Raw genomic sequence first — 25398 nt, 5'->3', positions numbered from 1 at the left:
GCAAATAAGAAATTAAGCGCCACTTTCAAATCAGGTTGATTTATATCAATGGTGGATACTCATGCGATTTCGACCACTGCGTTTAGCTTTATAAAGTGCCTGGTCCGCAGCTTTTAGAATCTCCTCAGCCCTTCTCAATCTCCTGCTTTTCTGGGCAAGGCCAATACTAACTGTTACCTTGACTTGCTGGCCCGTACGGTTCTCAAAACGCCAAAATTTATTCCCAGAGCTACGTTTTCCTGAGCGCAGATGCATAGGGTAAGAGGCAATTTTCTCCCGCATAAATTCCAGCTGTTTCTCTGCCGCTTCCCAGTCACGCCCCGGTATCAGCAACACAAATTCCTCACCACCGTAGCGAAATAATTGCCCCGGTGCATATCTGGCAATTTGGGTAGCCACCATCCGCAATACCTGATCTCCAAGCTGATGCCCAAAGCGGTCGTTCAGCTTTTTAAAATGATCGATATCAATCATCGCAATGCAATAGTGCCACCCCGGTGTAAGCATTTGATAGCGAAACGCCCTCCGAGACTTAACCCCGGTCAGTTCATCGCGAAAAGCCAGCTCATAACTACTCCCAAGCAACGAAGTTAGAAGAAGTAAGCCCGCTACAGACATCAGAGGAACCAAGGGCATACCACTCCAAACCCCATAAAGCATAAGCAGGTTGCAACTTAGCAACCCCATGGCTGTTGGTCCTGGGTAAAGGATCAATAGAGCGAATGCCCCCATTGAAGCCGCCATACAGGCCAAAAGTGGTAGTGGGGAAGTGAACGATTCAAAGGCTAACGACCAAGCCGGCAAGTGTGGCAACGAGAACTGCTGCAACAGTGGACCAAAGTTCTGCTGCACCCAAAAGAGTCCCATCCCCTGCCCAAGAAGCGCCATTAACCAGACACCCCCCAAATAGCCCCAGATACTACGATCGCGGCTACAACTAAATAGCATCAGATTGAGAGCTATCAATCCCAGGTAAATAGGTAGGTCCTGCTCCCACCCCAATAACCAGTCCAGGCGAGTCGCCCCATAGAAAGCCATCAGCAGCAATGCAGCCAAACCAACCCGGCTGGAGTGGTAAAAAAAGCTGAGTAGAAGCGCCCCTACCAACAGGAGAAATGGCAGCTGGGCATTGTGCAGAAAGGCCAAATCAAGCCAGGGTAAGTATTGGACAAGCGGTAAACCCAGAAGTAGCCCAGGTATCCAGCTAAAACGCAGCCACTGCAAATACGACGGCATGGTGATGAATAGGAACTAAAAAATAACAGGCAATTTTACGCAACTAGCAAGCGCGTATTCTCAGAAGTAACTCACAGAAATAGAGAGGAGCGAAAATAAGCTAGAGTAAAAACAACAAAGGGGGCAAAATCGCCCCCTTCGAAATCCTGATGCGATTACTTCACCACCCTTAAAGAGGGCTTTTTCACCGACTTTTTGCCTAAACTGGTAGGCGGTGTCGGCTCCGGCGGCTCCGGGGTCTCTTCAGGCTCGAACACCATGCCCTGCCCATTTTCACGGGCATAGATACCGATAACCGCCCCTACCGGGACTTGTATATCGGTAGGCACGCCACCAAAACGCGCATTAAATCTGATCGCATAATTATCCATGGTCAGGCCAACCACAGCACTTTCCGAGACATTCAGCACAATCTGGCCGTCGTCGTTAACATGCTGTTGAGGCACCAAGACTCCAGACAAATGGGTATCCACCAGAATATAGGGAGTGCACCGGTTATCGGTTATCCACTCATAGAACGCCCGTAAAATGTAAGGGCGATTGGATGTCATAGCCGGCTTACTCACAAAAGTGTCCTCAACGCATTTCCCGTTCGTACTCAGTCAGGCTCTGCTGGAAGGCTTCGCGAGCAAATAGGCGATCCATATAATCCAGTAACGGCTTAACCTGCTTGGTTTTAGGCAAACTGACTTCAAACTGCTCAAGACGCCACAGCAGCGGGGCCATGCAGCAATCGACCAGAGAGAACTCTTCATTAAAGAAATAGGGCAACTCGGTAAACATCGGCGCAATACCAACGAAGCTATCGCGCAGCTCTTTACGCGCAGAAGCTACATCTTTGCCGCCGGCCAAGATTTTATCTACCAGCGGGCACCAGTCACGCTCGATGCGGTGCATAATCTGGCGGCTCTGTGCACGGGCAACCGGATACACAGGCAGCAACGGCGGATGTGGGAAACGTTCGTCCAGATATTCCATCATCACCTTGGTTTCGAACAATACTAAATCGCGATCTACCAGGGTGGGCAAAGAATTATAGGGGTTGAGGTCAGCGAGCTCGGCTGGTTTATCATCGGGATCAACATCAATGATGTCGACGGAAACTCCCTTTTCTGCAAGCACAATGCGCACGCGGTGGCTGTAGTGACTGCGACCATCGGAAAAGAAGGTCATCGAGGAGCGCTTGTTGGTAGGCACACCCATGTTCAATCTACCTCAAACTAGTTGGTCGGCGAGCGCCAACCTTTTCAAAATATAAAAGGGTGGCGGAGCAACTCCACCACCCATCAAAGAGAAACCGGCGAAACTTAGTGGTGTATGTCTTTCCAGTACTCGCGGTTCAACAGCCAGGCGAAGATAAAGAATACAAAAATAAACGCCAGCACGTAGAAACCAATGCGCTTGCGATCTTCAGCCATAGGCTCGGCAATGTACTCCATAAAGTTAACCAAGTCATACATAGCCTGGTCGAACTCTTCAGGATTCATGGAGCCCTTCACACTACCGACTTTCAGGCTGCCACAATCGGCATCCATAATGGGGTTGCCCAACTCATCGCGCACAATCTTGCCGTGGTCGCGCTTAGGACCCGGGGCACATTCCGGCAAACCCTGCAGCTCCATCAAAACATGGGGCATAGCGACACTGGGGAATACCAGGTTGTTCACACCGGTAGCCCGGCTGTCATCCTTGTAGAAACTGCGGAGATAAGTGTAGAGCCATTCCGGGGAGCGGGAGCGGGCCACCAGCGTCAGGTCCGGAGGTGTGGCACCGAACCACACCTTGGAGTCATCCGGACGCATGGAGATCTCCATCAGATTACCAATCTTATCGTTGCCCAGAACCAGGTTCTGCATCATCAACTCGTTGGGGATATCCAGATCGGTGGCAACGCGCTCCCAGCGGGAATAGTTGGCACTGTGACAACCCATGCAGTAGTTGACGAAGTACTTGGCACCGCGCTGCAGAGACGGCTTGTCCTGTAGGTCGATATTGATGTGGTCCAGCTCAACACTGGACTCGGCACCTACCGCCTTAATCGGGATAAGGGTCAGCAGTCCGACAACCACGATACCAATAAACAGGATACCGAAAGTCTTGGCGCCAGACGGGCTGGTTACACGCTCAGGCTCCGGATATACGTCATCGCGGTTAGTAATCCACGGCAGAGCGGCAAAGAAGCCAGCCAGTAGAAGGGTTACCACAGCCATGAAAGTATTCACAGAGAGATTGGCAACGGCCATCCACAGGAACAGCACACCGAAGCCGATGCTTACAACCCAGGAACCAATGCCTTTTTTGCTCTTCGGATTCGTCCAGACCGGCATGGTCAGGAAGAAGGCGAAGTAGAACAGAGTCGCCACCTGAGACAGGAAGTTGCGTTCAGGGGTCGGAGATTTAACACCAAGATAACCGAGGATAATAAATACCGCAGCGAACACCAGCAGTAATGCCTTGGGCAACCAGCCTTTGTAGCGGATGGAACGCACCGGGCTCTTATCCAGCCAGGGCAGCACAAACAGCACCGCAATAGCAGCACCCATAGCAACAGTACCGAGGAACTTAGCCGGTAGAGGGCCAATATCCATAGTTACTGCGCGCAAAACTGCATAGAAGGGTGTGAAGTACCAAACAGGGGCAATATGTGGCGGTGTCTTCAGCGGGTTTGCCTCTTCGAAGTTAGCGTACTCCAGGAAGAAGCCACCCATCTCCGGGAAGAAGAACACCACGGTGGCAAAGATAAACAGGAATACCGCAATACCCACCAGGTCGTGAACCGAGTAGTAAGGGTGGAAAGGCACGCCGTCTTTGGGAATACCGTTCTCGTCTTTGTTCTTCTTGATCTCGATACCGTCTGGGTTGTTAGAGCCCACTTCGTGCAGCGCAAGAATGTGCAATACCACCAACAATACCAGCACCAACGGCAACGCAATGACGTGCAGAGAGAAGAATCGGGTCAGAGTAATACCTGAAATCAGGTAGTCACCACGAATCCACTCCACCAGGGTGTCACCGATGCCGGGTATCGCACCAAACAGGGATACGATCACCTGGGCACCCCAGTAGGACATCTGACCCCAGGGCAGTACGTAACCCATAAAGGCTTCGGCCATTAGCACCAGGTAGATACACATACCGAAGATCCACACCAGCTCGCGGGGCGGCTTATAAGAGCCGTACATCAGACCGCGGAACATATGCAGATACACCACCACGAAGAAGGCAGACGCACCTGTCGAGTGGAGATAGCGTATCAACCAGCCCCACTCCACATCGCGCATGATGTATTCAACGGAGGCAAAAGCGCCCTCGGCAGAGGGATTAAAACTCATTACCAGCCAAATACCGGTCAACAACTGGTTGACCAGTACGAGCAGGGAGAATACGCCGAAGAAGTACCAGAGGTTAAAGTTTTTGGGCGCATAGTACTTGCCCATATGCTTATCCCAGGCCTGGTAGATCGGCAAACGCTGATCAACCCAGTCACCGAAATTTGCTAGCCATTTCATGCAGCGCCCTCCTGGTCTACACCAATCACGATTACAGCATCGCTCTCATAGGAATAAGGCGGAACCTCCAGATTGGTAGGTGCCGGAACACCGGCGTATACACGGCCAGCCATATCGTATTTAGAACCGTGGCAGGGGCAGAAGAAACCGCCCATCCATTCGTCACCACCCAGGTCGGCAGCACCAACTTCGGGACGGTACATAGGCGCACAGCCCAGGTGAGTACACAAACCAACCAGAACCAACAACTTCGGCTTGATAGAGCGGTTTTCCGGGTTTACATAAGCCGGCTGGATAGACTCTTCGGAATTGGGGTCTCGCAATAGCGGCTCCACCTTTTCCAGGTCCTGTAAAATCTCGTCAGTACGACGGACCACATATACCGGCTTGCCGCGCCACTCAACGGTGACCATCTGACCCGGCTCAAGTTTGCTAATGTTGTACTTAACCGGAGCGCCCGCAGCTTTCGCCTTGGCACTCGGCTTCCAGGAAGCGACGAAAGGCACGGCCACCCCAACCGCACCCGCACCACCAACTACAGAGGTAGCAGCGGTTAAAAAACGGCGCCGTCCTACATTTACACCGTCATCACTCATGACGTAGTTCTCCCATCACAGCGATCCCGGACAGACCGGAAATGCGCTGGCCCAAACCCAAAAAGTCTTGAAAGAAGTCCCGCTCCGGCAGATTGCCCGCGCGAATAAACCCCACAAATCAAGCGGATACAAATCCGCGCAATGTTAAAGAAAATGCCATTTTGATACAAGGCAAAGACCTGGGGAACGTCTGGAATTGCGCGGTGAAATTGCGAGAAATTGAACAATTCCCAAATGGGTATTCAAAGTCACAACTACCGGATAGAAAAAAGCCCGGCAATTGCCGGGCCCAAAAGAAAGCTTAACGCTTGGAGAATTGCGGCTTCTTACGCGCTTTGCGCAGACCCACTTTCTTACGCTCAACCTCACGGGCGTCGCGGGTAACAAAACCAGCGGCGCGCAGCGGTTGACGCAGCTCCTCATCGTACTGCATCAGGGCGCGGGTCAGGCCGTGACGGATTGCACCCGCCTGACCAAAGGAACCACCACCTTTTACAGTTGCGATGATGTCGAATTTCTCGACCATGTCTACTTTTTCCAGCGGCTGGCGCACGATCATGCGAGCCACCTGGCGGCCAAAGTATTCGTCCAGGTCGCGACCATTTACGCTGATCTTTCCTTCACCGGGCACGATAAATACACGAGCAGTGGAGGTCTTGCGGCGGCCGGTACCGTAGTATTGAGTAGTTGCCATCAGATTTCTTCCCGTTTAGATCGCCAGTTCAATCGGCTGTTGTGCCGCGTGAGGATGTTCACTACCGCCGTATACTTTCAGCTTCTTGAACATGGCGCGACCCAGAGGACCCTTCGGCAGCATGCCTTTAACGGCGCTTTGAATGGTACGCTCGGGCGCTTTCTCGATCAGCTTTTCAAAGCTGATGGACTTGAGACCACCGGGATAGCCGGAGTGGCTGTGGTAGATCTTGTCTTTGGCCTTATTGCCGGTCACGCGAACCTTCTCGGCATTGATCACAATAATGTAATCGCCAGTGTCCACGTGGGGCGTGTATTCAGGCTTGTGCTTGCCACGCAGGCGGTGGGCGATCTCGGCAGAAATACGGCCGAGGGTCTTGTCCGCAGCGTCAACAATGTACCAGTCGCGTTTTACCGCTTCTGGCTTGGCACTGTATGTCTTCATGTTATAAACACCTGTAATATGACCCCCTGGTTTTAGGGGCCGTCCCACAAAAGAGCGCGGATAGTACAAAAGGAGTGCTCGCTTTTCAAGCGATTTCTGGGGCGCCCACCCTTCTCGGCAAGCGAGGCTATTCCGGGCGATGCGCCCTCTCCAGGTACTCCCTGGACTGCATTTCCAATAACCGACTGACCGTGCGCTCAAACTCAAAACGCAGGTGCTGCCCTCCATATAATTCTTCGGCCAGTACCTCTGCAGAGATCACCAACTTGACGCAGCGATCGTAGAATTCATCCACCAAATTGATAAAGCGGCGCGCCTGGGCATCCATGCGCTCATCAAACTTCGGTACCGCCGCCAACAGCACTGTATGAAATTCCCGAGCCAACTCTATATAGTCATTTTGTGAGCGAGGACCATCGCACAGATCTGCAAAATTGAACCAGGCAACATCATCTGCCACCTTCAGTGCGCGGATAGGACGCCCCTCAACCTGCAAGTCGACATCACTGCGCACCTCACAACCATCCACGATCAGACGGGAGAAACTGTTGGACAGGTTTTCGTCTGCCGCTCTGTCGAGTGGAGCATGGTATAGCTCCAGTAACTCCAGGGTGCGCAGCCGGTAGTCGGTGCCACCATCGACATTCACCACCTTGGTGTGTTGCTGAAGGAGTTCTATAGCTGGCAGAAAACGGGCTCGCTGTAGACCATCTTTATAGAGCCCTTCCGGCACGATATTAGAGGTGGCCACTAGAGCCACCCCACGGCGGAACAAGGCATCCAAAAGGCCCGCCAGGATCATAGCGTCAGCGATATCGGAGACAAAGAACTCATCAAAACAGAGCACACGCGCTCTTCGCGCAATCTTGTCGGCTACCTTTTCCAGCGGGTTTTTCTCCCCGGCATACTCCTTCAGATCCAGATGAACCTGGCGCATAAACCTGTGGAAATGGGTGCGCTGCTTCTGCTCAAACGGCAGGGACTCATAAAAGGCATCCATCAGATAGGTTTTACCGCGCCCCACCCCACCCCAGAAGTAGAGACCGCGCTCAGGCCCAACATCGGCGCCGCGCAGACGTGAGACTAGCCCGGCAAGAAACCCTCGCTCAGCCCTTGCCACCAGGCGCAGGTGCAGATTCTGCAGCTCCTGAACCGCTGCCCTCTGGGACGAGTCCTCCAAAAATTCAGGGCGCTGCAGGTCATTCTCATAGCGCTCAAGAGGGGAAAGTAAGAGAGGTTTGGCGGGCAACATAGATGAAAATTTCTTCAACAGCTAAATCACAGGCGCGCACTCTACCAAATTCACCACAAAGCCGCCTAGGCGACAAAGGTACAACATCGGCGAACCCAGCCAGGCCCTACCCGTGTCCGATTCGCCAGCCTATACCGGCAATTCGGAACTGGCGGTAAATTGGCGTGTCGCAAATAACTAACAACCTTAATTGTCAGATTAATAATCGCGTATACTGGGCCCGCTAACATTGGGCGACAGTCACTTAACGTTGACCATCCAGGGCCTCAGACAGTATCGCGGTCCAAATAACCGCCATCCATAATCATGCACCAGGGATCGCCAGTGCCATATAAGAGCAAGTTCGGGAGGTAGGAAGTGCACTCTACATCGGTATTAATTTTAGTTGGCATTCTCGGAATGACGCTGGGTGCTTTTTTAGCCTACCTGGCGATTCGCGGGCGCTCCAGTATTGACCGCACCCAAGAGCTGGAACAGCGCCTGCGAGAGGCCAATAGCAAGCTCGAGGATTTCCAGCTACAGGTCAATGAACACTTTGACCAAACTTCTCAGCTGGTTCACAACCTGACCGAAAGTTACAAAGACGTTCACGAGTATCTATCCAATAGCGCTTTACGCCTCTCCAACCAGGATATAGGCCGACAAATGCTTGAGGCCGGTAGCGGCAAACTAAAAGAAGACGACAAGCAACTTCAAGAGATGGAACCACCGAAAGACTGGGCACCGAAAGAGCCCGGCGCCAAAGGCACCCTCGATGAAGATTACGGCCTGGAGAAAGAGGCCCACGCAGGCAGTTAACAAGTAACAAAGCCCAATAAGCTCTATTTTTCACAACGGTGTAAAATCACAAAAGGCGGGATATCCCGCCTTTTTCATTAAGTTGTAAACTTACAGACTCTGATAATAATCCATCAGGATCTGCGCCACTTCCGGGCGGGAGAACTCCGGAGGCGGCGCAATGCCATCCCCCAGCATTTCACGTACCTTGGTTCCAGACAGCAGAATAAAGTCTTCCTTAGTGTGATCTGGTACATCACGCATCATCACAACTTTATTGAGCTTCTTTGAGTAGGCCGTGTGATCGGCTCGGAAGATTTCGATTTCCAAAGCACCCTCAGGCACCTTCTCATCGAAAATAGTCTGCGCATCGAAGGCACCGTAGTAATCTCCAACACCAGCGTGATCTCGGCCTACAATCAGGTGGCTACAACCACAGTTCTGGCGGAACAACGCGTGCAGCACGGCTTCGCGAGGACCAGCATAGAGCATATCAAAACCATAACCGGTCACCATTACGGTATTAGCAGGAAAGTAGAGCTCGACCATCTTGCGAATCGAGGCATCGCGTACCGGCGCAGGGATATCACCGGGCTTCAACTGCCCCAGTAACATATGAATCAGAACACCATCCGCTTCTACCGCTTCGAGAGCCATCTTACACAGCTCTTCATGGGCGCGATGCATAGGATTGCGGGTTTGGAAGGCCACCACTTTACTCCAACCACGCTCGGCAAACTCGTTGCGAATTTCTACCGCTGTGCGGAAGGTATCCGGGAAGTCGTTAATAAAATAACTAAAGTTCAGTACTTCGATAGGGCCAGAAATTAACTGGCGACCAGCGGATTTAAAGGTGGCTACACCGGGATGCTTATCATCCAGGGTGCCAAAGACCTGCTCGGCCATAGCATCCATCTGCTCATCGGATACGGTTTCAATCGATTCCACATCCATGATCGCCAGCACCGGGTTACCCTCAACATTCGGGTCCCGCAAAGCGATTCGAGATGCCCCCTCAATAGCACTGGTGTCTTCAACAACATTCAACACCGGCACAGGCCAAAAGAGGCCGTCGACTGTGCGCAAGGTGGCAGCAACACTCAGCGCATCGGCCAAGTTCATATAACCGTGTAAGGGGTTGAAATAGCCCGCTCCCAGCATGACTGCATTAGCAGCAGCGGCAGAGCTAACCACAATAGAGGGCAACGACTCCGCCTCATGCATCAGCTGGTGATGCCGCTCGCTGTCATAAACAAAGCGAGGCTGCAGCTCAACACTGCCGTGGGGACGAACTAAGGACATTTTGGTCTCCAAATACAAAATTTGCCGGTTAGTCAATTATCGGCTGGCCATTATACGCATCTATAAAGGCTGACCAATGTCAAACCTATACAGAGTGGGGGAGTATAGCTCCCCCTATAGCCCATCAAACAACAATACTGCTCTAAGAAATTGATGCTCTACCAAAACACAATTTTTACATATCGTACATATATTCGAAGTAAAGGCTGCGGTTAATCTAGCCAGGAAATAAGCGCTGGGAAAATATCCCTGAATATCCATTTGGGGCTGTCAACATCAATAGGGGATAGATATAAAAACTGGGGCGAGAAAGGTCAGCTTACCACCCCCGATCAAACTCAATAAGCCTCGCGGGGATCACAAGGTAACTTTAAGCACTGGCAAGCATATGAATGGACTGGCTTGAAGGCTCCTAAACAGTGGTCATTGATGCTGATCTTTTAAATACCCCCACTAACGCACCCTCAATAGTCACTGGGGGGATAGAAAACTCCTCGCAGACCCCCTAACTCACCCTGAACCAATCACCGAAACTGTAGCAAGGCTGTACTCGGCGAATCCCCAGCGAGAGGTGTGTATAATCAGCGCAAATGAGGAGTCTCGAGTGTCCCAAAATCGCTTTTTACAGGATTGGGCCCTGCCTGCCCTGATAGGTTTGGCTATGGCCGCACTACTATTGGTCATATTTCCGCAGTTGCGCGGCACAAACCCCACACCTCCCCAGGAGGATTGGCAGGGGCCGGTTTCCTATGCCCAAGCAGTCAATATGGCTGGTCCCGCTGTAGTTAACATTTATACCCGCATGGCACTACCACAGCGGCAACACCCACTATTTAATGACCCCCTTTTTCGCCGTTTGTTCGACAACATGAATGTCCCACAGAGGGAACGCATGCAGTCGAACCTCGGTTCTGGGGTTATTGTCAGTGACAACGGCTATATTCTCACCAACCACCATGTGGTCGACCAGGCAGACGCTATTGTCATTCTACTCGCCGATGGCCGCGAGGCACAGGCTCGCATGGTCGGTAGCGATGCCGACTTTGATTTGGCCGTTTTGAAAATCGAACTCGACAGTCTAACCTCTATCTCAGTTGGTGAGCCCGAATCCGCTCAAGTAGGCGATGTAGTTCTGGCTATTGGCAACCCTTTTGGGGTTGGCCAGACGGTCACCCAAGGTATCATTAGCGCCAAGGGACGCCACTTGGAAAACTCCGGCACCGGAAGCCACCTACAGAATTTCTTGCAAACTGACGCTGCCGTGAACCCGGGTAACTCCGGCGGCGCATTGGTGGACTCTCGCGGGCGCCTGCTCGGAATTAACACTTCTATTCTCAACCAGTCCGGCTACTCCGGCGGGATCAGCTTCGCCATTCCCGCCAATATCGCTTTTAAAGTAATGCAGGACATTATTGCTTACGGTCGCGTTGTACCTGGCTGGCTAGGCATCGAAGCCAGCGCAATCAGCCCGCAGATGGCTAAGGAATTCAATCTCCTGTCCACCGGTGGCGTCATGATTACTGCCATCTACAATGAGAGCCCAGCTCATAACGCCGGACTCAAACCTGGAGATGTGATCACCCATATTGATGGACTCCCCATTGGCGACGGAAAGCAAGGTGAGGCCACCATGGCAACCTTGCGTCCTGGAGACACCATATCCATTACCTTTACTCGAGAGGGGCAGTCTCATACCGTGGAAGCTACCGTGTCAGTCAAGCCTGATACAACAACCCCTGTGGAATAGCCTGCCGGGGAACAAGGAAGACAACCTATGCGCACAATCATCCTTTCCATCCTCGCGACTCTTGTTGCCGGGCAATGCTGGGCCAATGACAAAGAGGAACTCCAAAAACTACTACATTATTTTATCGATAATGCTGCCAGCAGTGCCGAGGCCCATCAGCGCTTTTGGGCTGATGACCTTGTCTATACCAGCTCCGCGGGAAAGCGATTTGGCAAAGCCAAAATCATGCAGGGCATGGAGACAGCTGGCGATGAGCCAATAACAGTAAACTACGCCGCAGAGGATATCGATATTCGCCTACTCGGAGATACGGCAGTAGTAGCTTTCAAATTAGTCGCCAACGATAGTGTCAAAGGAAGGAAAAACTATTATTTAAATACAGGCACTTTTGTGAAACGCCAGGGAGACTGGTTTGTAATCGCCTGGCAGGCAACCCAAATTCCCAGAGAAGGAAGCCAGTAGAAATAGGATATTGCGTGGGCCAGGCTAGTCCCCGGCCCGCCTTTCCCGCCAATTCTCGCGAACATTAGCCATAAATCGGGATTCACTGGGTACATTCGCCTGGGCAATTAGCCCCCTAGCAAAAGTCTCTACCTCCTCCCTGCTTCTCCCCTCTCCGGAAAAAGAAGCTCGCACCTTAATAAATTTATCCTTGCGTACAAATAAATAGGTATGGGTATCAAAGCGCTCCCCATCTGCGGCGAGGAAATAACCAGAAAGCCTGGTCACGGGCATGTCCTGCCCCTGTACGCGCCATATTTCTGAGGCCTCCTCGCTGAGATCCAACACCTGCCACTGAGCCTCCCTCTCGACCAGCTCAAGTTCCTCGCGAACCCTATCCAGCTCCTCAACCTGCGCCTGCTTCAGATCTCCCCACTCCCAATTGGGGATTGGGTAGACAAAAACATCTACAGAATCGAACTGAAACTGACGGTGCACGTAGCGCGTTTGAGCCCCAAATAACGGGTGGCTAGCAAGCACAAGGGGGTTGCTCACATACTCACCGACAGACTCCGGCAAATTCAGAGCCGAATGGTAGTCACTCGCTCCAATGGATTGATAGAGATACTCCGGAGCCATAACCCTATCTTCCTGCAGTAAAGCTATCAGCTCCCCTGCTACCACTTTGGCTAAATCTCGCTTTGCGGCAAGCGGAGAAGTAAACAGGCCTATTGTTGTTGTGAACGGAAACTCTAATTGATAACGCTTCAAGGGTAGGCCATGCCAAGTCAGGATTGCATCGATATGGATATCCTGCGTGGTACGCATAGGAGCCAACATCAAAGTGGCACCTGCTATAACCGCCTCGCCGATATCCTCTATCCCCTCCTCAGAATAACCGGCAGAAGTTACCAGTAATTGGTAAGGAATATCGTCGTTACCAGAGTGCACAGAACTAAAGGCTGTGGAGGCTTCCAGCTGCCCCAATAGTTCCGTGTAGTCCACTACACCATACTGACAATATTTGAGCAGAGAACTTTCGGAATAGTCGTTACAGCGCCGTTCAAAATCCTCACCAGGCATCTTGGCGAATAGGGATAGGGCGGGAAGGCTCTGCTCAAACCTTGAATATTTTTCAACGCTATATTCATCAGTCGTCGCACAACCAACCAGGCTAAGGGCGGCTAAACACAGAAGTAATTTACGCATGATGTGCCTTACTGGTGCCAGATACCGCGATAAGGTATTCGTTTATTTCTTGATCCGAAAGGCGGCAGAGCGAGCATGGGCTTCCAACCCTTCACCACAAGCGAGGGTGGCAGCTACACGACCAAGCTGATCGGCACCTTGTGGGGAACAATAAATAATCGAACTGCGTTTCTGAAAATCGTAAACACCCAGGGGTGAGGAGAATCTCGCGGTACCACTGGTAGGCAGTACATGGTTGGGGCCCGCGCAATAGTCCCCCAAAGCTTCTGCAGTATAGCGGCCCAGGAAAATCGCACCAGCATGGCGAATTTGCGGCAACAAAGGTTCAGGATCAGCCACAGAAACTTCCAGATGTTCGGGTGCAATACGATTAGAGATTTTTATTGCCTGCTCAATAGAGTCCACCAGAATCAGAGCACCGCGATCCATTAGTGACTTGGCTGCTATTGTTGCGCGAGGCAACTTCGCCAGCTGCCGCTCAAGGGATGACTCCACCGCATCGAGAAATTCTGCGTCAGGGCATAGCAGAATCGCCTGCGCCTGTTCATCGTGTTCGGCCTGGGACAGCAGATCCATCGCGATCCAATCTGGATCGGTGGCCCCATCACAAATAACAAGTATTTCAGAGGGCCCGGCGATCATGTCTATTGCCACATGGCCAAAGACCGCGCGCTTGGCACTAGCCACAAAGATATTACCGGGGCCAACGATCTTATCTACCGAGGCAATCGTTTCGGTGCCATAAGCCAGTGCGGCCACCGCCTGTGCACCACCAATAGTGAAGACTTGATCCACCTTGGCAATCGCTGCCGCGGCCAGAACCAAATCACTGATCTCGCCCTCGGGAGCCGGAACCACCATAACCACTGAATCCACGCCAGCAACCTTAGCCGGAATAGCATTCATTAATACCGAGGAAGGGTAACTGGCTTTACCCCCAGGTACATAAATACCAACACGCTCCATTGGAGTAATCTGCTGACCCAATACTGTGCCGTCTGCCTCGGTATAGCGCCAGGAGCCCTGCTTTTGGTATTCATGGTATTCACGTACGCGCCGGGCGGAGACTTCAAGAGCCTCACGCTCCTCGACTCCAATACGGGCAAGAGCCTCAGTCAGCACTTGTGAAGTTAAACAAAAGTCTTCTGCTCCAGTAAGATTACGGCGATCAAAACGGTTGGTATATTCAATAACCGCAGCATCCCCTCGACTTCGCACCTGCTGCAGAATTTCTGCAACTGTCTCCTCGACCTGTTTATTAGCCACCGCCTCCCAAGCGAGCAACTGCTTTAATTGCCCATCAAAATCTGTGTCAGCGGCACTTAGCCGACCAATAAACTTGCGAGTCATAACGTATAAAAATCTTCTAATTCTGCGCGACAGCTGTCGACAATTTTTCAATCAGCTGACTGATTGGCTGATACTTCATCTTCATGGCGGCCTTATTGACAATCAAGCGGCTACTGATTTGCGCAATCATTTCACGAGCTTCAAGGCCATTGGCTTTTAAGGTATTACCACTATCGACTATATCTACAATTTCATCGGCAAGATCCATCAATGGAGCCAACTCCATTGCGCCATATAGCTTGATAATGTCCGCCTGCCGCCCTTGAGCGGCATAATGTCGCTTGGCGCTCTCAACAAATTTTGTTGCCACTTTTATCCGCCCCTTCGGCAGAGCGGCCCCCTTCACCCCTGCGGTCATCAGACGACAGCGCGCAATACCGAGATCAAGAGGCTCATAAATACCGTCAGCATGATGTTCCAGCAGAGTATCTTTACCAGCAACCCCCATATCCGCAGCGCCATGCTGCACATACGTGGGGACATCAACACCACGCAAGAGAAGCAGGCGCACTCCCTCGCAGTTAGTAGGGAAAATCAGCTTGCGGCTTTTCCCTAGGTCTTCAAGTGGTTCCAGGCCCGCCGCTGCGAGTAGAGGTAAGGTTTCTTGCAGGATACGCCCCTTGGTCAAGGCGATCGTGATTTGCATAGTCATTATTAAGCCGGCTCTTCTTCGAGAGCCGCCCCGACCAAAGGGGCGGCTGTCTCAACTTGCTAACCAGGTACTCGGCGAATACTCGCCCCCAGTTGCTGTAATTTTTCCTCAATACATTCATAACCCCGGTCTATATGGTAGATACGGTCGACTGTGGTAGTGCCTTCAGCAACCATACCTGCAATCACCAGACTTGCCGAAGCGCGTAGATCCGAGGCCATCACGGGTGCTCCTTTAAGCTTCTCGACACCTGTGACGAAAGCCGTATTACCCTCAAGGGTGATATCAGCACCCATACGATTCAACTCATGAACCTGGATCAGCCGATTCTCAAAAATAGTCTCCACCACGGCGCCTTTACCCTCAGCTACGGCATTCATAGCAGTAAACTGCGACTGCATATCGGTGGGGAAAGCTGGGTAGGGTGCGGTGCGGAAACTCACCGCCTTAGGGCGGTTGCCCTTCATATCCAGCTCAATCCAGTCATCACCACAGCTCAGGTGTGCGCCAGCCTCCTCAAACTTCACTAATACCGCATCGAGGATGTCCGCACGGGTATGCAGAAGCCGAACCTTGCCACGAGCTGCTGCCGCAGCGGCAAGAAAAGTGCCCGTCTCGATGCGATCCGGCATAACGGTAAAGGTGCAAGGGGTCAACTTGGGGACGCCGTGGATGCGCATAGTGTCAGTGCCAACACCCTCTATCTGTGCCCCCATGGCAATTAGGAATTCTGCCAGGTCGACGATCTCAGGTTCGCGCGCGGCATTGTGCAATACCGTGGTGCCCTCTGCCAAAACTGCCGCCATCAGCAGGTTTTCTGTACCACCGACAGTAACCTTCTCCATAACGATATTGGCGCCTTTGAGGCGGCCATTGGAGCGGGCCCGGATAAAACCACCGTCAATGGTTATTTCTGCACCCATCGCCTCCAGCCCTTTCAGATGGATATCCACCGGACGACTGCCGATCGCACAGCCGCCAGGGAAAGAGACATTGGCTACACCGTGGCGGGCCAGTAGCGGGCCCAAAACCAAAATAGAGGCGCGCATGGTTTTCACCAGCTCGTAGGGCGCCGTCAGATCGTTGACCGAACGGGGGTCTATTTCAACACCCAGCTTCTCATCAATTGTGACATCACACCCCATACAGCGCAGCAGGGTGATCATCGTGGTGATGTCATTAAGGTGTGGCAGATTATGAATATGTACCGGACCATCGGCCAAAAGTGCTGCGGCCAAAATTGGCAGAGCGGAATTCTTCGCACCAGAAATTCGCAGGGTGCCGGAAACTGGGCTACCACCCTCTATTATTAACTTATCCATTCGGTCTCGTATTTCGGGAGTCGCCTGAATACAGGCGACAGGTTATCGACTGGCTTCTTCTGGAGTAAGGGTCTGCATTTGCACGGCGTGCAAAGTGCCGTCGGCAATTTTGTCATTTAGCGCCGCATAAACCAGCTGTTGCTTTTTCAAGCGGCTTAGGCCTTCAAAGGCGCTGCTCACCACAGTCACCATCAGGTGGCTACCTTCAAAGGCGACGTCGACATTACTCTCGGGGATATGACCCTCAATGAGGGTTTTGATTTCATCTGGTTGCATAGGTGGGATTTGCGTTAGTTAAAAAACATCACGCAAGTGTACTTGAATCATGAAGGGTGCGCAGCTGCGCACCCTGAAGTTCGCCGACTAGCTCACTTTATCGGCAACATCCTGTCCTGCGGACCAGTTGGAGATTACCTTGTCGATATCCCCATAAGACTGCATAGATTGAGAAAACTGACTGCGGAAAGTTTTACCCAAATTAACGCCATTTAAGATAACGTTAATCAGCTTCCACTCTCCGGCGCGGTTACGCACCAGAGTATAAGAAACTTTGGTAATACCCTCTTTACTGCGCACTTCCTGCAAAACATTAACCCGGTTCCCACTGGGCAAAGTTCCCGGGTTGACCACTTTCACATCGAGGTCGCCAAAATTTGCTACACCGCGAGCAAATGTTGCCACCAGATCTCGACGAAAAGCACTGGAAAAACGGGAGCGCTGGGATGCAGTCGCCTGTTTGGCATAACGCCCCATAACACCGCGTGCGATAAAATCAAAATCCACAACCGGCGTCAGGACCCCCTCAATAGCGCTGTAATATCTCTGCGGATCAGAGTTGGCATATTGGGCATTTGAGCGAATCACACTCAACAGTTTTTGGGAAACCCCTTCAATCATTACATAGGGGTTTTGATCGGCATGCGCAGCGGGGACCACAGCAGATACCAATACTGCGCAAAGTACAAATCTTAGCCACCGGGAAAAACCGTACCGACCAATCCAAAATGATGTATTCACAAATACTCTCCAATTAGCAAATCATTCCTTGGACGCACACAGCGTAAATAAGTGCCATGACGAAGCTGCTGGCAATCAGTCCCAGTAAATGGGAATTTGTCGTTCATCCGCTGAGTGACATAGCTGACAGCAGCGGCGGCAGACTATACCATGACCGCGCCCGGTGGTGTGGCAGTGTACGAGCGTGTCATTTGACACTCCGGCAGGCGACCGGTTTTCCTACATGCCTGTTGGGTGTTCGTATTTAGATTAGCACGACAATCGTACCAACTGTCGCTACAAGCCCAAAGAAGAACAACGATCTCCCACTGTGCTATATGCCCACAAGTTAAATTGGGCAGGTAGAGTTATCACAAATACGTTCAATAGTTATAAATTTGTATATTTAGAAGTCAGTAACTAGAGGCACTTAATGACCCGAGAATTAACAATGGAAGCTGGAAGGCGCACTGTGCGAATGGAAATGGAAGCTGTCGCCGCACTGGAGCATAGGATCAACGGCGACTTCCAGCGCGCCTGCGAGATGATCTTAAAATGCCCAGGCCGTACCATCGTGACAGGTATGGGTAAGTCAGGACATATCGGTCGTAAAATAGCGGCAACCCTCGCTAGCACCGGTACCCCAAGTTTTTTCGTCCACCCAGGGGAAGCGAGCCATGGCGACCTAGGAATGATCACTCGCGACGACTTAGTGATATCTATCTCTAATTCAGGCTCTTCCGCAGAGGTACTTACTCTGCTGCCATTACTGAAACGCCTGGGTATCCCCATGATCAGCATGACAGGGAAGACGGATTCGCCATTAGCACAAGCTGCAGAGGTAAACCTGGATATTTCGGTGCAAACGGAAGCCTGCCCTCTTAATCTAGCACCAACCTCATCAACCACTGTCACACTGGTTATGGGTGATGCTCTAGCTGTAGCCCTACTGGAAGCGAGAGGCTTTACCGCTGAAGATTTCGCATTTTCCCATCCAGGAGGAGCCCTCGGTAGACGTCTGTTACTCAAGGTCGAAGATGTTATGCACGCAGGAGAGGAGTTACCCCAGGTCCAACCCGATACTTTGCTATCTAAGGCCCTACTAGAAATGACCAGTAAAGGGTTTGGTATGACCACTATTGTCGATTCCAAAGGTGAGCTGCTCGGTGTGTTCACCGATGGGGATCTACGACGAGTGATCGACCACAAAATCGAGCTGGGTAAGGCCACAATGGATCAAGTGATGAGCCGCCTTCCCAAAACGGTATCTGCCGAAACCCTGGCTGCTGAAGCACTGCGAATTATGGAAGACTACAAAATCACCGCACTCGTCGTGGAGGATAAAGTCCACCACCCCGTAGGTGTTTTACATATGCACGATATATTACGCGCCGGCGTAATCTGAGATAATCAAATAAATGACGGCGCAAATTAGCACCTCACAGACATTTCGAAAGGATTAACCTGGTGGTTTCAGAAGAAGAAATAAACTCTGCACTGCAGAAGGTACGCTGGTTGGTATTGGATGTAGATGGCGTCCTCACCGATGGCAAGCTCTATTTCGACAATAACGGCAATGAGCTGAAGACCTTCAATACACTCGATGGGCACGGCATTAAAATGCTGCAAAATTCCGGGGTTCGCGTAGCCATTATTACAGGGCGACGCAGCTCAGTAGTGGAACGCCGCGCTCACGATCTTGGCATCACTAAACTGATCCAAGGGCGCGAGGACAAATTTACTGCACTGCAGGAACTCTTGTCCGACGAGTCATGCCGCCTGGAAGATATCGCCTATATTGGCGACGACTATCCTGACCTACTGGTTATGACCCGTATCGGCTGCCCCATAGCTCCTCCCAATGCAGCTCCTCCAGTCATAGAACGTGCCCTGTGGATAACTCGAGCCTGCGGTGGTGAAGGTGCAGTGCGCGAAGCTTGTGATCGAATTATGCTGGCCCAGGGAACATTTGATTCTGCCCTCGCCCCCTACATTGGAGAGAAATAATGCGCACCTGGCTACCGCTGCTATTAGTAATATCGCTAATCAGTGTTGGCCTGTGGCTTTCAGAGAGCCCACCTGATCAGCTGCTGGGGGTTCGACCTACCCCCCAGCAGCATGACAAAGCGGCAGAGCTAATCATCCGAAATGCCAAAACACGCCACTTTAATGAGGAAGGAAATCTAGCCTATCGCGTGGACGCGGACCAGATAACCTACTACCAGTTTAAACGCCGTGACCGGGCAGACCTGACCGAACCTCGCATGGTTTTTTACCAAGATGACCAGCCTAAATGGCGTACCGAGTCCCGAGAAGGGGTGGCACACAATCGCGGTGAACGAGTAGTCCTGAGTGGCGATGTAGAAATTGATGAACTACCCACCCCAGGCGGCATCAAATTGGAAACGTCCAGTATTACGATTCTCCCCGCGAAGGAATTCGCCGAGACAGACAAAGTTGTTACTATAAGCTCTGGCCAAAACCGCACCACCGGCAAAGGCATGCGCGCTTACTTGAATGAAGACCGGATGGAAATCCTATCCGATGTAAAGAGCATCTATGACACTGACTAATTACCGCCACCTGTTAAAAGTCTCCACCATCGCAGCGCTCCTGCTCACAGCCTCATCAGCTTTTGCACTGCCTGAGGACCGCCAACAGCGGATCAATATCAGCTCTGATGCAATGAATGCAGGTCTAAATAATAACTTGGTGGTATATAGCAACAATGTTGTTATAACTCAGGGCTCTTTAAAAATACGGGCAGACCGCGTTGAGGTTTATTTCACTCCAGAAAAGGAGATTAGTCGTGTAGTGGCCGTGGGCAAACCCGCACATTTCCAGCAAAAGATCCTCCAGGGCGAGAACCCCGTAAAAGCCAGAGCCCAACGCATTGTATATCAAGTGGGCTCTGAGGAGTTGCAACTAACCGGTAAAGCCCATGTTGACCGGGAAGGCAACACACTGACAGCGGAAAAAATTGACTACGATCTCACTACCGAGCAAATGAGCGCCAAGGGCCAAACTGGGAAAGGGCGTGTAGAGATGACCTGGAAACCCGAGAAGAAAGAGAGCTCGCAAGACGCCAATGATAATCAAGGCCAGTAAACCCTCTACTTAATACCTCATCATAAGTAACAAATATTATTGCACCGGCGGGCATCACTCTGCCCGCGGCATGGATAGATTCGGTACACACTATGCCAACGCTCAAAGCGTTACATCTCGCGAAACAGTATAAAAAAAGAAAAGTTGTCCAGGATGTCACCGTCAGTGTTTCCAGTGGACAGGTTGTTGGCCTCCTCGGCCCTAACGGTGCCGGCAAAACAACCTGCTTTTATATGATTGCCGGGCTGGTGCAGGCCGACGCTGGCAGGGTGATGATCGACGATGAGGATATAACCCGGCTATCCATGCACGGACGCGCACGCAAAGGTATCGGTTATCTCCCCCAAGAAGCCTCTGTATTTCGCCGCTTGACGGTAAAAGACAATATCTTAGCAATCCTTGAAACCCGCAAGGACCTCTCAAGAGACGAGCGGCAACAACAGGCCCAAGCACTACTTGAGGAATTTAATATAACCCATATCGCGCAAAGCCTGGGTATGGCCCTCTCTGGTGGAGAACGACGCCGAGTTGAGATTGCCCGCGCTCTGGCCACCAACCCCGGCTTCGTCCTGTTGGACGAGCCCTTTGCTGGGGTAGACCCCATATCGGTGAACGATATCAAGGAGATCATCCGCCACCTGCGTGATCGCGATATTGGCGTACTAATCACAGACCATAATGTTCGCGAAACGCTGGATATCTGTGAGACCGCTTACATTGTCAGTGAAGGTCATATCATCGCTGCAGGCACGCCGGATGAGGTTCTCGCCAACCAACAGGTGCGCGAAGTTTATTTGGGACACGAATTCACTATTTGAGGCTAACCACCAATTTCTGTCCTTAAATTCTTCACTTAAGACGGGAATAATCATAATTCTGGAAACATAGCGCCAGCTATCACGCCAGGACCGGCACGCTTATTGCTTGTAATAGATTGAAGAGAGGGGTAGTCTGCGCCATCTTAGGACAATTTGATCGACACCCTGTCTTATCGGCCTGCGGCGCTCCACTATGAAGCAGTCTCTCCAGCTCAAGCTCGGCACACAGCTGACCATGACCCCCCAGTTGCAGCAAGCAATTCGCCTACTGCAACTCTCCACACTCGATCTGCAGCAGGAGGTCCAGGCAGCACTGGACAACAACCCAATGCTGGAAGCGGATAGCGAAGAGCAATCCGTAAAGGTGGATGAAAATCAACCACAGTCTGAACAAACACCGGAAAACACAACACAGCCGGTAGAAGAGCGCGAACTGGCCGAGGGGGACTGGGACCAGGCAATTCCTGATGAGCTGCCCGTCGACTCGCGCTGGGATGATATCTACACCAATAACAGCGGCAGCCACGAGTTAGATTCCTCCAGCTATGAGCGTAACTCCACCTCCATCGGCCTTCAGGATCATCTACGCTGGCAGCTGAACTTGACCCCCTTATCCGAGCAGGATAAGTGGATTGGTGAAAACTTAATTGATGGCATAGCCCCCAGCGGCCTCCTTGGTACTTCTGTGCAGGATGTCGCCACCTCTTTATCGATCGATGAAGATGAGGTGCTCGCGGTTCTAAAGGCTATTCAGCAGTTTGATCCCGCTGGCTGCGGGGCTCGGGATCTCAAAGAATGCCTGCAATTACAACTGCAGCAGTTGCCGCCAAATACCCCTTGGCTAAGCCAAGCGCAAAACATTATTGAGAAACACTTGGACTTACTTGGCAAAAGGGATTTTCGCCAGTTGAGTCGACGCACACGACTCACTGAAGCCCAGCTAGGCGAGGCCATTCGCCTAATCCAGACCTTAAACCCCAGTCCGGGAGAGAGCTATGGCGGGCAAGAACCGGACTATGTAATTCCGGATATTGTCGTTTCCCGCAAAACCCTTCGCTGGCACGTAGAATTGAATGCAGAGATCACCCCAAAGATCCGTATCAATGACCACTACGCCTCCCTGGTCAAGCGTGCCGACAACTCCAGAGATAACAATTTTTTGCGGGATCACCTGCAAGAAGCACGTTGGTTTATGAAGAGCCTGCAGAGTCGCCACGAGACTTTACTGAAAGTAGCCAACTGTATTGTCGAAAAGCAGCAAGGTTTTTTTGAAGAAGGCCCGGAAGCCATGCGACCTATGGTGCTGGCAGATGTTGCTGAATCTATTGGCATGCATGAATCGACCATATCCAGGGTGACCACCCAGAAATACATGCTCACGCCTCGCGGCGTGTTTGAGCTCAAGTATTTCTTTTCGAGCCACGTCAGCACAGACTCCGGTGAGGATGCCTCTTCAACCGCTATCCGCGCCCTGATCCGCAAGCTGATTGACGCAGAGACCCCGCGCAAGCCGCTCTCAGATAACAAAATTACCCTAGAGCTCGATAAACAGGGTATTAAAGTAGCCCGCCGCACTGTGGCGAAATACCGCGAGTCAATGGGAATTCCCTCCTCCAGCGAGCGAAAACGCTTGGTCTGAAGGGGCCGCTTGGGTTTCGACTCATGAGGTAGGCCAAGTCATAACCTGGCACCAATTACTACACCTTCGCAACCGAACTCCAAACTTTGAGTGTATCCTTCCATTCTGGGCCACTTCCTAGTAGGGTTGCGACCCGAAAGGAGGCTCGCCGTAATGTGATGCACCTGGTAAGGAGAAATCCATGCAGATCAATATTAGTGGTCACCACGTCGACGTTACCTCGCCAATGCGCAGCTACTGTGAGAACAAGCTGGAAAAGCTCTCAAGGCATTATGACAATATAACCAACGCGCAAGTCATCCTATCCATAGACAAGCTGATCCAGAAAGCCGAAGCCCGAGTACATATCAATGGTCACGATCTTTGCGCGGGTTCGGAAGACAAGGACATGTATGCGGCCATTGATTCGCTTACAGACAAACTGGACCGCCAACTGAAAAAACACAAAGAGAAGTTGCAGAACCACCGCTGAACTATGACACTGGAAGCTTTACTCTCTCCCCGCCTCAGCCTTTGCCATCTGGCGGGGAGCAGCAAAAAAAAATTGCTGCTCAATATCGCCCAGGCTGTAGCCGAACAATATCCACAGCATGACTCTGACACCATATTCAACCAACTGATAGCACGCGAGCGTCTAGGCTCCACAGGAATTGGCGAAGGTGTGGCTATCCCCCACTGCCGCCTTCCTGGATGTGAGCACCCTATTGGCGTGCTCTGCACTACAGAACCCGCCATAGATTTCGACGCTATCGACCGACAGCCTGTCGATCTGCTCTTTGTCTTACTGGTCCCTGAAGATTCGGAACAACAACATCTCGATACACTGGCAGAAATCGCTGCGCTCTTCTCTAACACCCAGGTCCGGGACAAGTTGAGGCAGGCTGACACTAGCGACGCACTCTACGCCCTAGCTATAGACTCAGCCGCAGCAGCCTGATTCTAGCTTTGCGCTCATATCCTGGTAATCCGATTCCGGAGTCACGATTTATAAATTACCGCCAGGAATATAAACACCATTTAATCAACGATTAAATGGTATAAAGAGCTAAAAAGAGGGGGTCCCCATGCGTTTGATTATCATCAGCGGCCGCTCCGGCTCTGGTAAAAGCTCCGCACTTCAACTGCTCGAAGATGCGGGCTTTAACTGCATCGACAATCTGCCGATTAGCCTACTACCCGAACTCATCAAGCGAGCTGAGCAGCAAACGACTAAAGGGGATACCCCCCTTGCCCTGGGAATAGACGCTCGCAACCTCTGGCAGGATATCAAACAGGCCCCCCGTGTTATTGAAGCCCTGCGCAGTACCGGCGTAGAGTGTGATGTAATCTACCTGGACGCCCGCGAACCTGTACTGGTACAACGCTTCAGCGAGACCCGCCGCAAACACCCCCTGAGCAATGATTGCACCCACTTACTCGAAGCCTTGAAACAAGAAAGAGAGCTGCTAACACCCGTCTCAGCCATAGCGGATATGGTGATAGATACCAGTAGCCTCGGTTTGCACGAGTTACGGGAGCTGATTAGAAGTCGCGTGGTGGGCGGACATTCGGAAGGGATGGCAATACTTTTCCAGTCTTTCGGCTTTAAATATGGAGTGCCAGTGGATGCCGACCTGATGTTCGACTTACGCTGCTTACCAAATCCCTACTGGGAACCCAATCTTAGGAAAAAAACTGGACTGGACCATGAAGTAGCCGAATTTTTACGCTCCCACCCCAAAACTAACAAGATGGAAGCAGATATCACCGGTTTCTTAGAGAACTGGCTGCCCTCTTTCCAGGAGAGCAATCGCAGCTACACCTGCATCTCCATTGGCTGCACCGGAGGGAGACATCGCTCAGTTTATATGGTTGAACAACTGGCGCGCACTTTTCTACACAAATTTGGCAATATTCAAGTCCGTCACCGCGAACAACAGAGATAGTCCATACAAATCCGCTACCTATGCAAAAACAGCGCCTCACCATCATTAACAAGCTCGGGCTGCACGCTCGCGCAGCCAGTAAGTTTGCCCAAACCTCTGCCCGCTTTTCCTCCAACATCAAAGTGCACTGTGGCGATAGATCGGTGGATGGCAAGAGCGTTATGGCGCTTATGTTACTTGCCGCCGGGCAGGGCACAGAGTTGGAGCTGGAGGTTGAGGGCCGTGATGAGAGTGACGCACTCGGAGCTATCAGCACTCTCGTCTCAGAGCGCTTTGGAGAAGCCGAGTAATTTGCAAAGGCGAGCGGCTCTGGATAGAGTCCGCCATGGCGTAATAACGCCGCGACTTTCTTATGGTCTCTACTCCCTAAACACCGCTGAG

The 25398-nt window shown here is 51.7% G+C and carries 28 protein-coding genes; 13 read left to right on the top strand and 15 right to left on the bottom strand.

Annotation, left to right across the window (positions count from 1 at the left end):
• Window positions 1-45: 45 nt before the first annotated feature.
• From ACJJI0_RS20840 to zapE, 8 genes are all read right to left on the bottom strand, one after another.
• On the bottom strand, window positions 46-1224 hold the full coding sequence (locus ACJJI0_RS20840; RefSeq protein WP_444884043.1) for a GGDEF domain-containing protein: 1179 nt from the start codon (window positions 1222-1224) through the stop codon (window positions 46-48).
• 167 nt (window positions 1225-1391) lie between these two features.
• Entirely contained in the window at window positions 1392-1787 is a 396-nt protein-coding gene (locus ACJJI0_RS20835) for a ClpXP protease specificity-enhancing factor (protein ID WP_252086012.1), read from the bottom strand.
• A gap of 25 nt (window positions 1788-1812) precedes the next feature.
• On the bottom strand, window positions 1813-2439 hold the full coding sequence (locus ACJJI0_RS20830) for a glutathione S-transferase N-terminal domain-containing protein (protein ID WP_252082981.1): 627 nt from the start codon (window positions 2437-2439) through the stop codon (window positions 1813-1815).
• A gap of 104 nt (window positions 2440-2543) precedes the next feature.
• A complete protein-coding gene (locus ACJJI0_RS20825) occupies window positions 2544-4745 on the bottom strand; it encodes a ubiquinol-cytochrome c reductase (RefSeq protein ID WP_444884042.1) in 2202 nt (733 codons plus the stop codon).
• Window positions 4742-5341 (bottom strand): ubiquinol-cytochrome c reductase iron-sulfur subunit, encoded by a 600-nt coding sequence (petA, locus tag ACJJI0_RS20820; protein WP_444884041.1) that lies wholly within the window; start codon window positions 5339-5341, stop codon window positions 4742-4744. Before petA ends, ACJJI0_RS20825 begins: the two co-directional genes overlap by 4 nt.
• A gap of 301 nt (window positions 5342-5642) precedes the next feature.
• The gene (gene rpsI, locus ACJJI0_RS20815) at window positions 5643-6035 is read right to left on the bottom strand and encodes a 30S ribosomal protein S9 (protein ID WP_252082984.1); all 393 of its coding nucleotides are present in this window, start codon (window positions 6033-6035) and stop codon (window positions 5643-5645) included.
• Between the two features lie 15 nt (window positions 6036-6050).
• Entirely contained in the window at window positions 6051-6479 is a 429-nt protein-coding gene (gene rplM / locus ACJJI0_RS20810) for a 50S ribosomal protein L13 (RefSeq protein ID WP_152454552.1), read from the bottom strand.
• A 127-nt stretch (window positions 6480-6606) separates the two neighbouring features.
• Window positions 6607-7731, bottom strand: a complete 1125-nt coding sequence (gene zapE / locus ACJJI0_RS20805) for a cell division protein ZapE (protein ID WP_444884040.1) — start codon at window positions 7729-7731, stop codon at window positions 6607-6609.
• A gap of 357 nt (window positions 7732-8088) precedes the next feature.
• Between zapE and ACJJI0_RS20800 the strand changes: the two genes are divergently transcribed.
• Window positions 8089-8529, top strand: coding sequence for a Z-ring associated ZapG family protein (locus tag ACJJI0_RS20800; RefSeq protein ID WP_252082986.1), 441 nt, complete (start codon window positions 8089-8091; stop codon window positions 8527-8529).
• 90 nt (window positions 8530-8619) lie between these two features.
• Here ACJJI0_RS20800 and sat read toward each other — a convergent pair whose 3' ends face one another.
• Window positions 8620-9810, bottom strand: coding sequence for a sulfate adenylyltransferase (sat, locus tag ACJJI0_RS20795; protein WP_444884039.1), 1191 nt, complete (start codon window positions 9808-9810; stop codon window positions 8620-8622).
• Window positions 9811-10414: 604 nt separating this feature from the next.
• On the opposite strand from sat, the gene ACJJI0_RS20790 reads away from it, so the two are divergent.
• Together ACJJI0_RS20790 and ACJJI0_RS20785 are read left to right on the top strand one after the other, a co-directional pair.
• Window positions 10415-11557 (top strand): S1C family serine protease, encoded by a 1143-nt coding sequence (locus ACJJI0_RS20790; protein ID WP_444884038.1) that lies wholly within the window; start codon window positions 10415-10417, stop codon window positions 11555-11557.
• A gap of 27 nt (window positions 11558-11584) precedes the next feature.
• Window positions 11585-12019, top strand: coding sequence for a nuclear transport factor 2 family protein (locus tag ACJJI0_RS20785; RefSeq protein WP_444884037.1), 435 nt, complete (start codon window positions 11585-11587; stop codon window positions 12017-12019).
• Window positions 12020-12043: 24 nt separating this feature from the next.
• On the opposite strand, the gene ACJJI0_RS20780 is transcribed toward ACJJI0_RS20785, so the two are convergent.
• The 6 genes from ACJJI0_RS20780 to ACJJI0_RS20755 all read right to left on the bottom strand — a co-directional run bounded on the left by ACJJI0_RS20780 (window position 12044) and on the right by ACJJI0_RS20755 (window position 17548).
• Complete coding sequence (locus ACJJI0_RS20780; RefSeq protein WP_444884036.1) at window positions 12044-13207, bottom strand: hypothetical protein; 1164 nt, start codon at window positions 13205-13207, stop codon at window positions 12044-12046.
• Between the two features lie 42 nt (window positions 13208-13249).
• Window positions 13250-14557 carry a histidinol dehydrogenase gene (gene hisD, locus ACJJI0_RS20775; protein ID WP_444884035.1) on the bottom strand — a complete coding sequence of 436 codons (1308 nt, stop codon included), beginning with the start codon at window positions 14555-14557 and terminating at the stop codon, window positions 13250-13252.
• Between the two features lie 16 nt (window positions 14558-14573).
• On the bottom strand, window positions 14574-15209 hold the full coding sequence (hisG, locus tag ACJJI0_RS20770; RefSeq protein ID WP_444884034.1) for an ATP phosphoribosyltransferase: 636 nt from the start codon (window positions 15207-15209) through the stop codon (window positions 14574-14576).
• A 59-nt stretch (window positions 15210-15268) separates the two neighbouring features.
• Window positions 15269-16531 (bottom strand): UDP-N-acetylglucosamine 1-carboxyvinyltransferase, encoded by a 1263-nt coding sequence (gene murA, locus ACJJI0_RS20765; protein ID WP_252082993.1) that lies wholly within the window; start codon window positions 16529-16531, stop codon window positions 15269-15271.
• 42 nt (window positions 16532-16573) lie between these two features.
• Window positions 16574-16807, bottom strand: a complete 234-nt coding sequence (locus ACJJI0_RS20760) for a BolA family protein (RefSeq protein WP_444884033.1) — start codon at window positions 16805-16807, stop codon at window positions 16574-16576.
• Between the two features lie 87 nt (window positions 16808-16894).
• Window positions 16895-17548, bottom strand: a complete 654-nt coding sequence (locus ACJJI0_RS20755; protein WP_444884032.1) for an MlaC/ttg2D family ABC transporter substrate-binding protein — start codon at window positions 17546-17548, stop codon at window positions 16895-16897.
• Between the two features lie 412 nt (window positions 17549-17960).
• On the opposite strand from ACJJI0_RS20755, the gene ACJJI0_RS20750 reads away from it, so the two are divergent.
• The 10 genes from ACJJI0_RS20750 to ACJJI0_RS20705 all read left to right on the top strand — a co-directional run bounded on the left by ACJJI0_RS20750 (window position 17961) and on the right by ACJJI0_RS20705 (window position 25307).
• Window positions 17961-18932, top strand: coding sequence for a KpsF/GutQ family sugar-phosphate isomerase (locus ACJJI0_RS20750; RefSeq protein ID WP_444884031.1), 972 nt, complete (start codon window positions 17961-17963; stop codon window positions 18930-18932).
• 62 nt (window positions 18933-18994) lie between these two features.
• Entirely contained in the window at window positions 18995-19534 is a 540-nt protein-coding gene (locus ACJJI0_RS20745; RefSeq protein ID WP_444884030.1) for a KdsC family phosphatase, read from the top strand.
• The gene (gene lptC, locus ACJJI0_RS20740) at window positions 19534-20100 is read left to right on the top strand and encodes an LPS export ABC transporter periplasmic protein LptC (RefSeq protein WP_444884029.1); all 567 of its coding nucleotides are present in this window, start codon (window positions 19534-19536) and stop codon (window positions 20098-20100) included. Before ACJJI0_RS20745 ends, lptC begins: the two co-directional genes overlap by 1 nt.
• Complete coding sequence (gene lptA / locus ACJJI0_RS20735) at window positions 20087-20635, top strand: lipopolysaccharide transport periplasmic protein LptA (RefSeq protein WP_252082999.1); 549 nt, start codon at window positions 20087-20089, stop codon at window positions 20633-20635. Before lptC ends, lptA begins: the two co-directional genes overlap by 14 nt.
• A 92-nt stretch (window positions 20636-20727) precedes the next feature.
• On the top strand, window positions 20728-21453 hold the full coding sequence (gene lptB, locus ACJJI0_RS20730; RefSeq protein ID WP_252083000.1) for an LPS export ABC transporter ATP-binding protein: 726 nt from the start codon (window positions 20728-20730) through the stop codon (window positions 21451-21453).
• Between the two features lie 193 nt (window positions 21454-21646).
• Entirely contained in the window at window positions 21647-23092 is a 1446-nt protein-coding gene (locus ACJJI0_RS20725) for an RNA polymerase factor sigma-54 (RefSeq protein ID WP_444884028.1), read from the top strand.
• Between the two features lie 181 nt (window positions 23093-23273).
• Window positions 23274-23564 carry a ribosome hibernation-promoting factor, HPF/YfiA family gene (gene hpf, locus ACJJI0_RS20720; RefSeq protein ID WP_252083002.1) on the top strand — a complete coding sequence of 97 codons (291 nt, stop codon included), beginning with the start codon at window positions 23274-23276 and terminating at the stop codon, window positions 23562-23564.
• Window positions 23565-23567: 3 nt separating this feature from the next.
• The gene (gene ptsN, locus ACJJI0_RS20715; RefSeq protein WP_444884027.1) at window positions 23568-24029 is read left to right on the top strand and encodes a PTS IIA-like nitrogen regulatory protein PtsN; all 462 of its coding nucleotides are present in this window, start codon (window positions 23568-23570) and stop codon (window positions 24027-24029) included.
• Between the two features lie 127 nt (window positions 24030-24156).
• The gene (gene rapZ, locus ACJJI0_RS20710) at window positions 24157-25017 is read left to right on the top strand and encodes an RNase adapter RapZ (protein WP_252083004.1); all 861 of its coding nucleotides are present in this window, start codon (window positions 24157-24159) and stop codon (window positions 25015-25017) included.
• Between the two features lie 20 nt (window positions 25018-25037).
• Window positions 25038-25307 (top strand): HPr family phosphocarrier protein, encoded by a 270-nt coding sequence (locus ACJJI0_RS20705; protein WP_252083005.1) that lies wholly within the window; start codon window positions 25038-25040, stop codon window positions 25305-25307.
• Window positions 25308-25398: the final 91 nt, after the last annotated feature.

This window comes from Microbulbifer mixtoriginis (SeqCode) (assembly GCF_052466695.1).
Note: the sequence above shows the minus strand (reverse complement) of the source record. Positions and strands in the feature narration are given on the sequence as shown.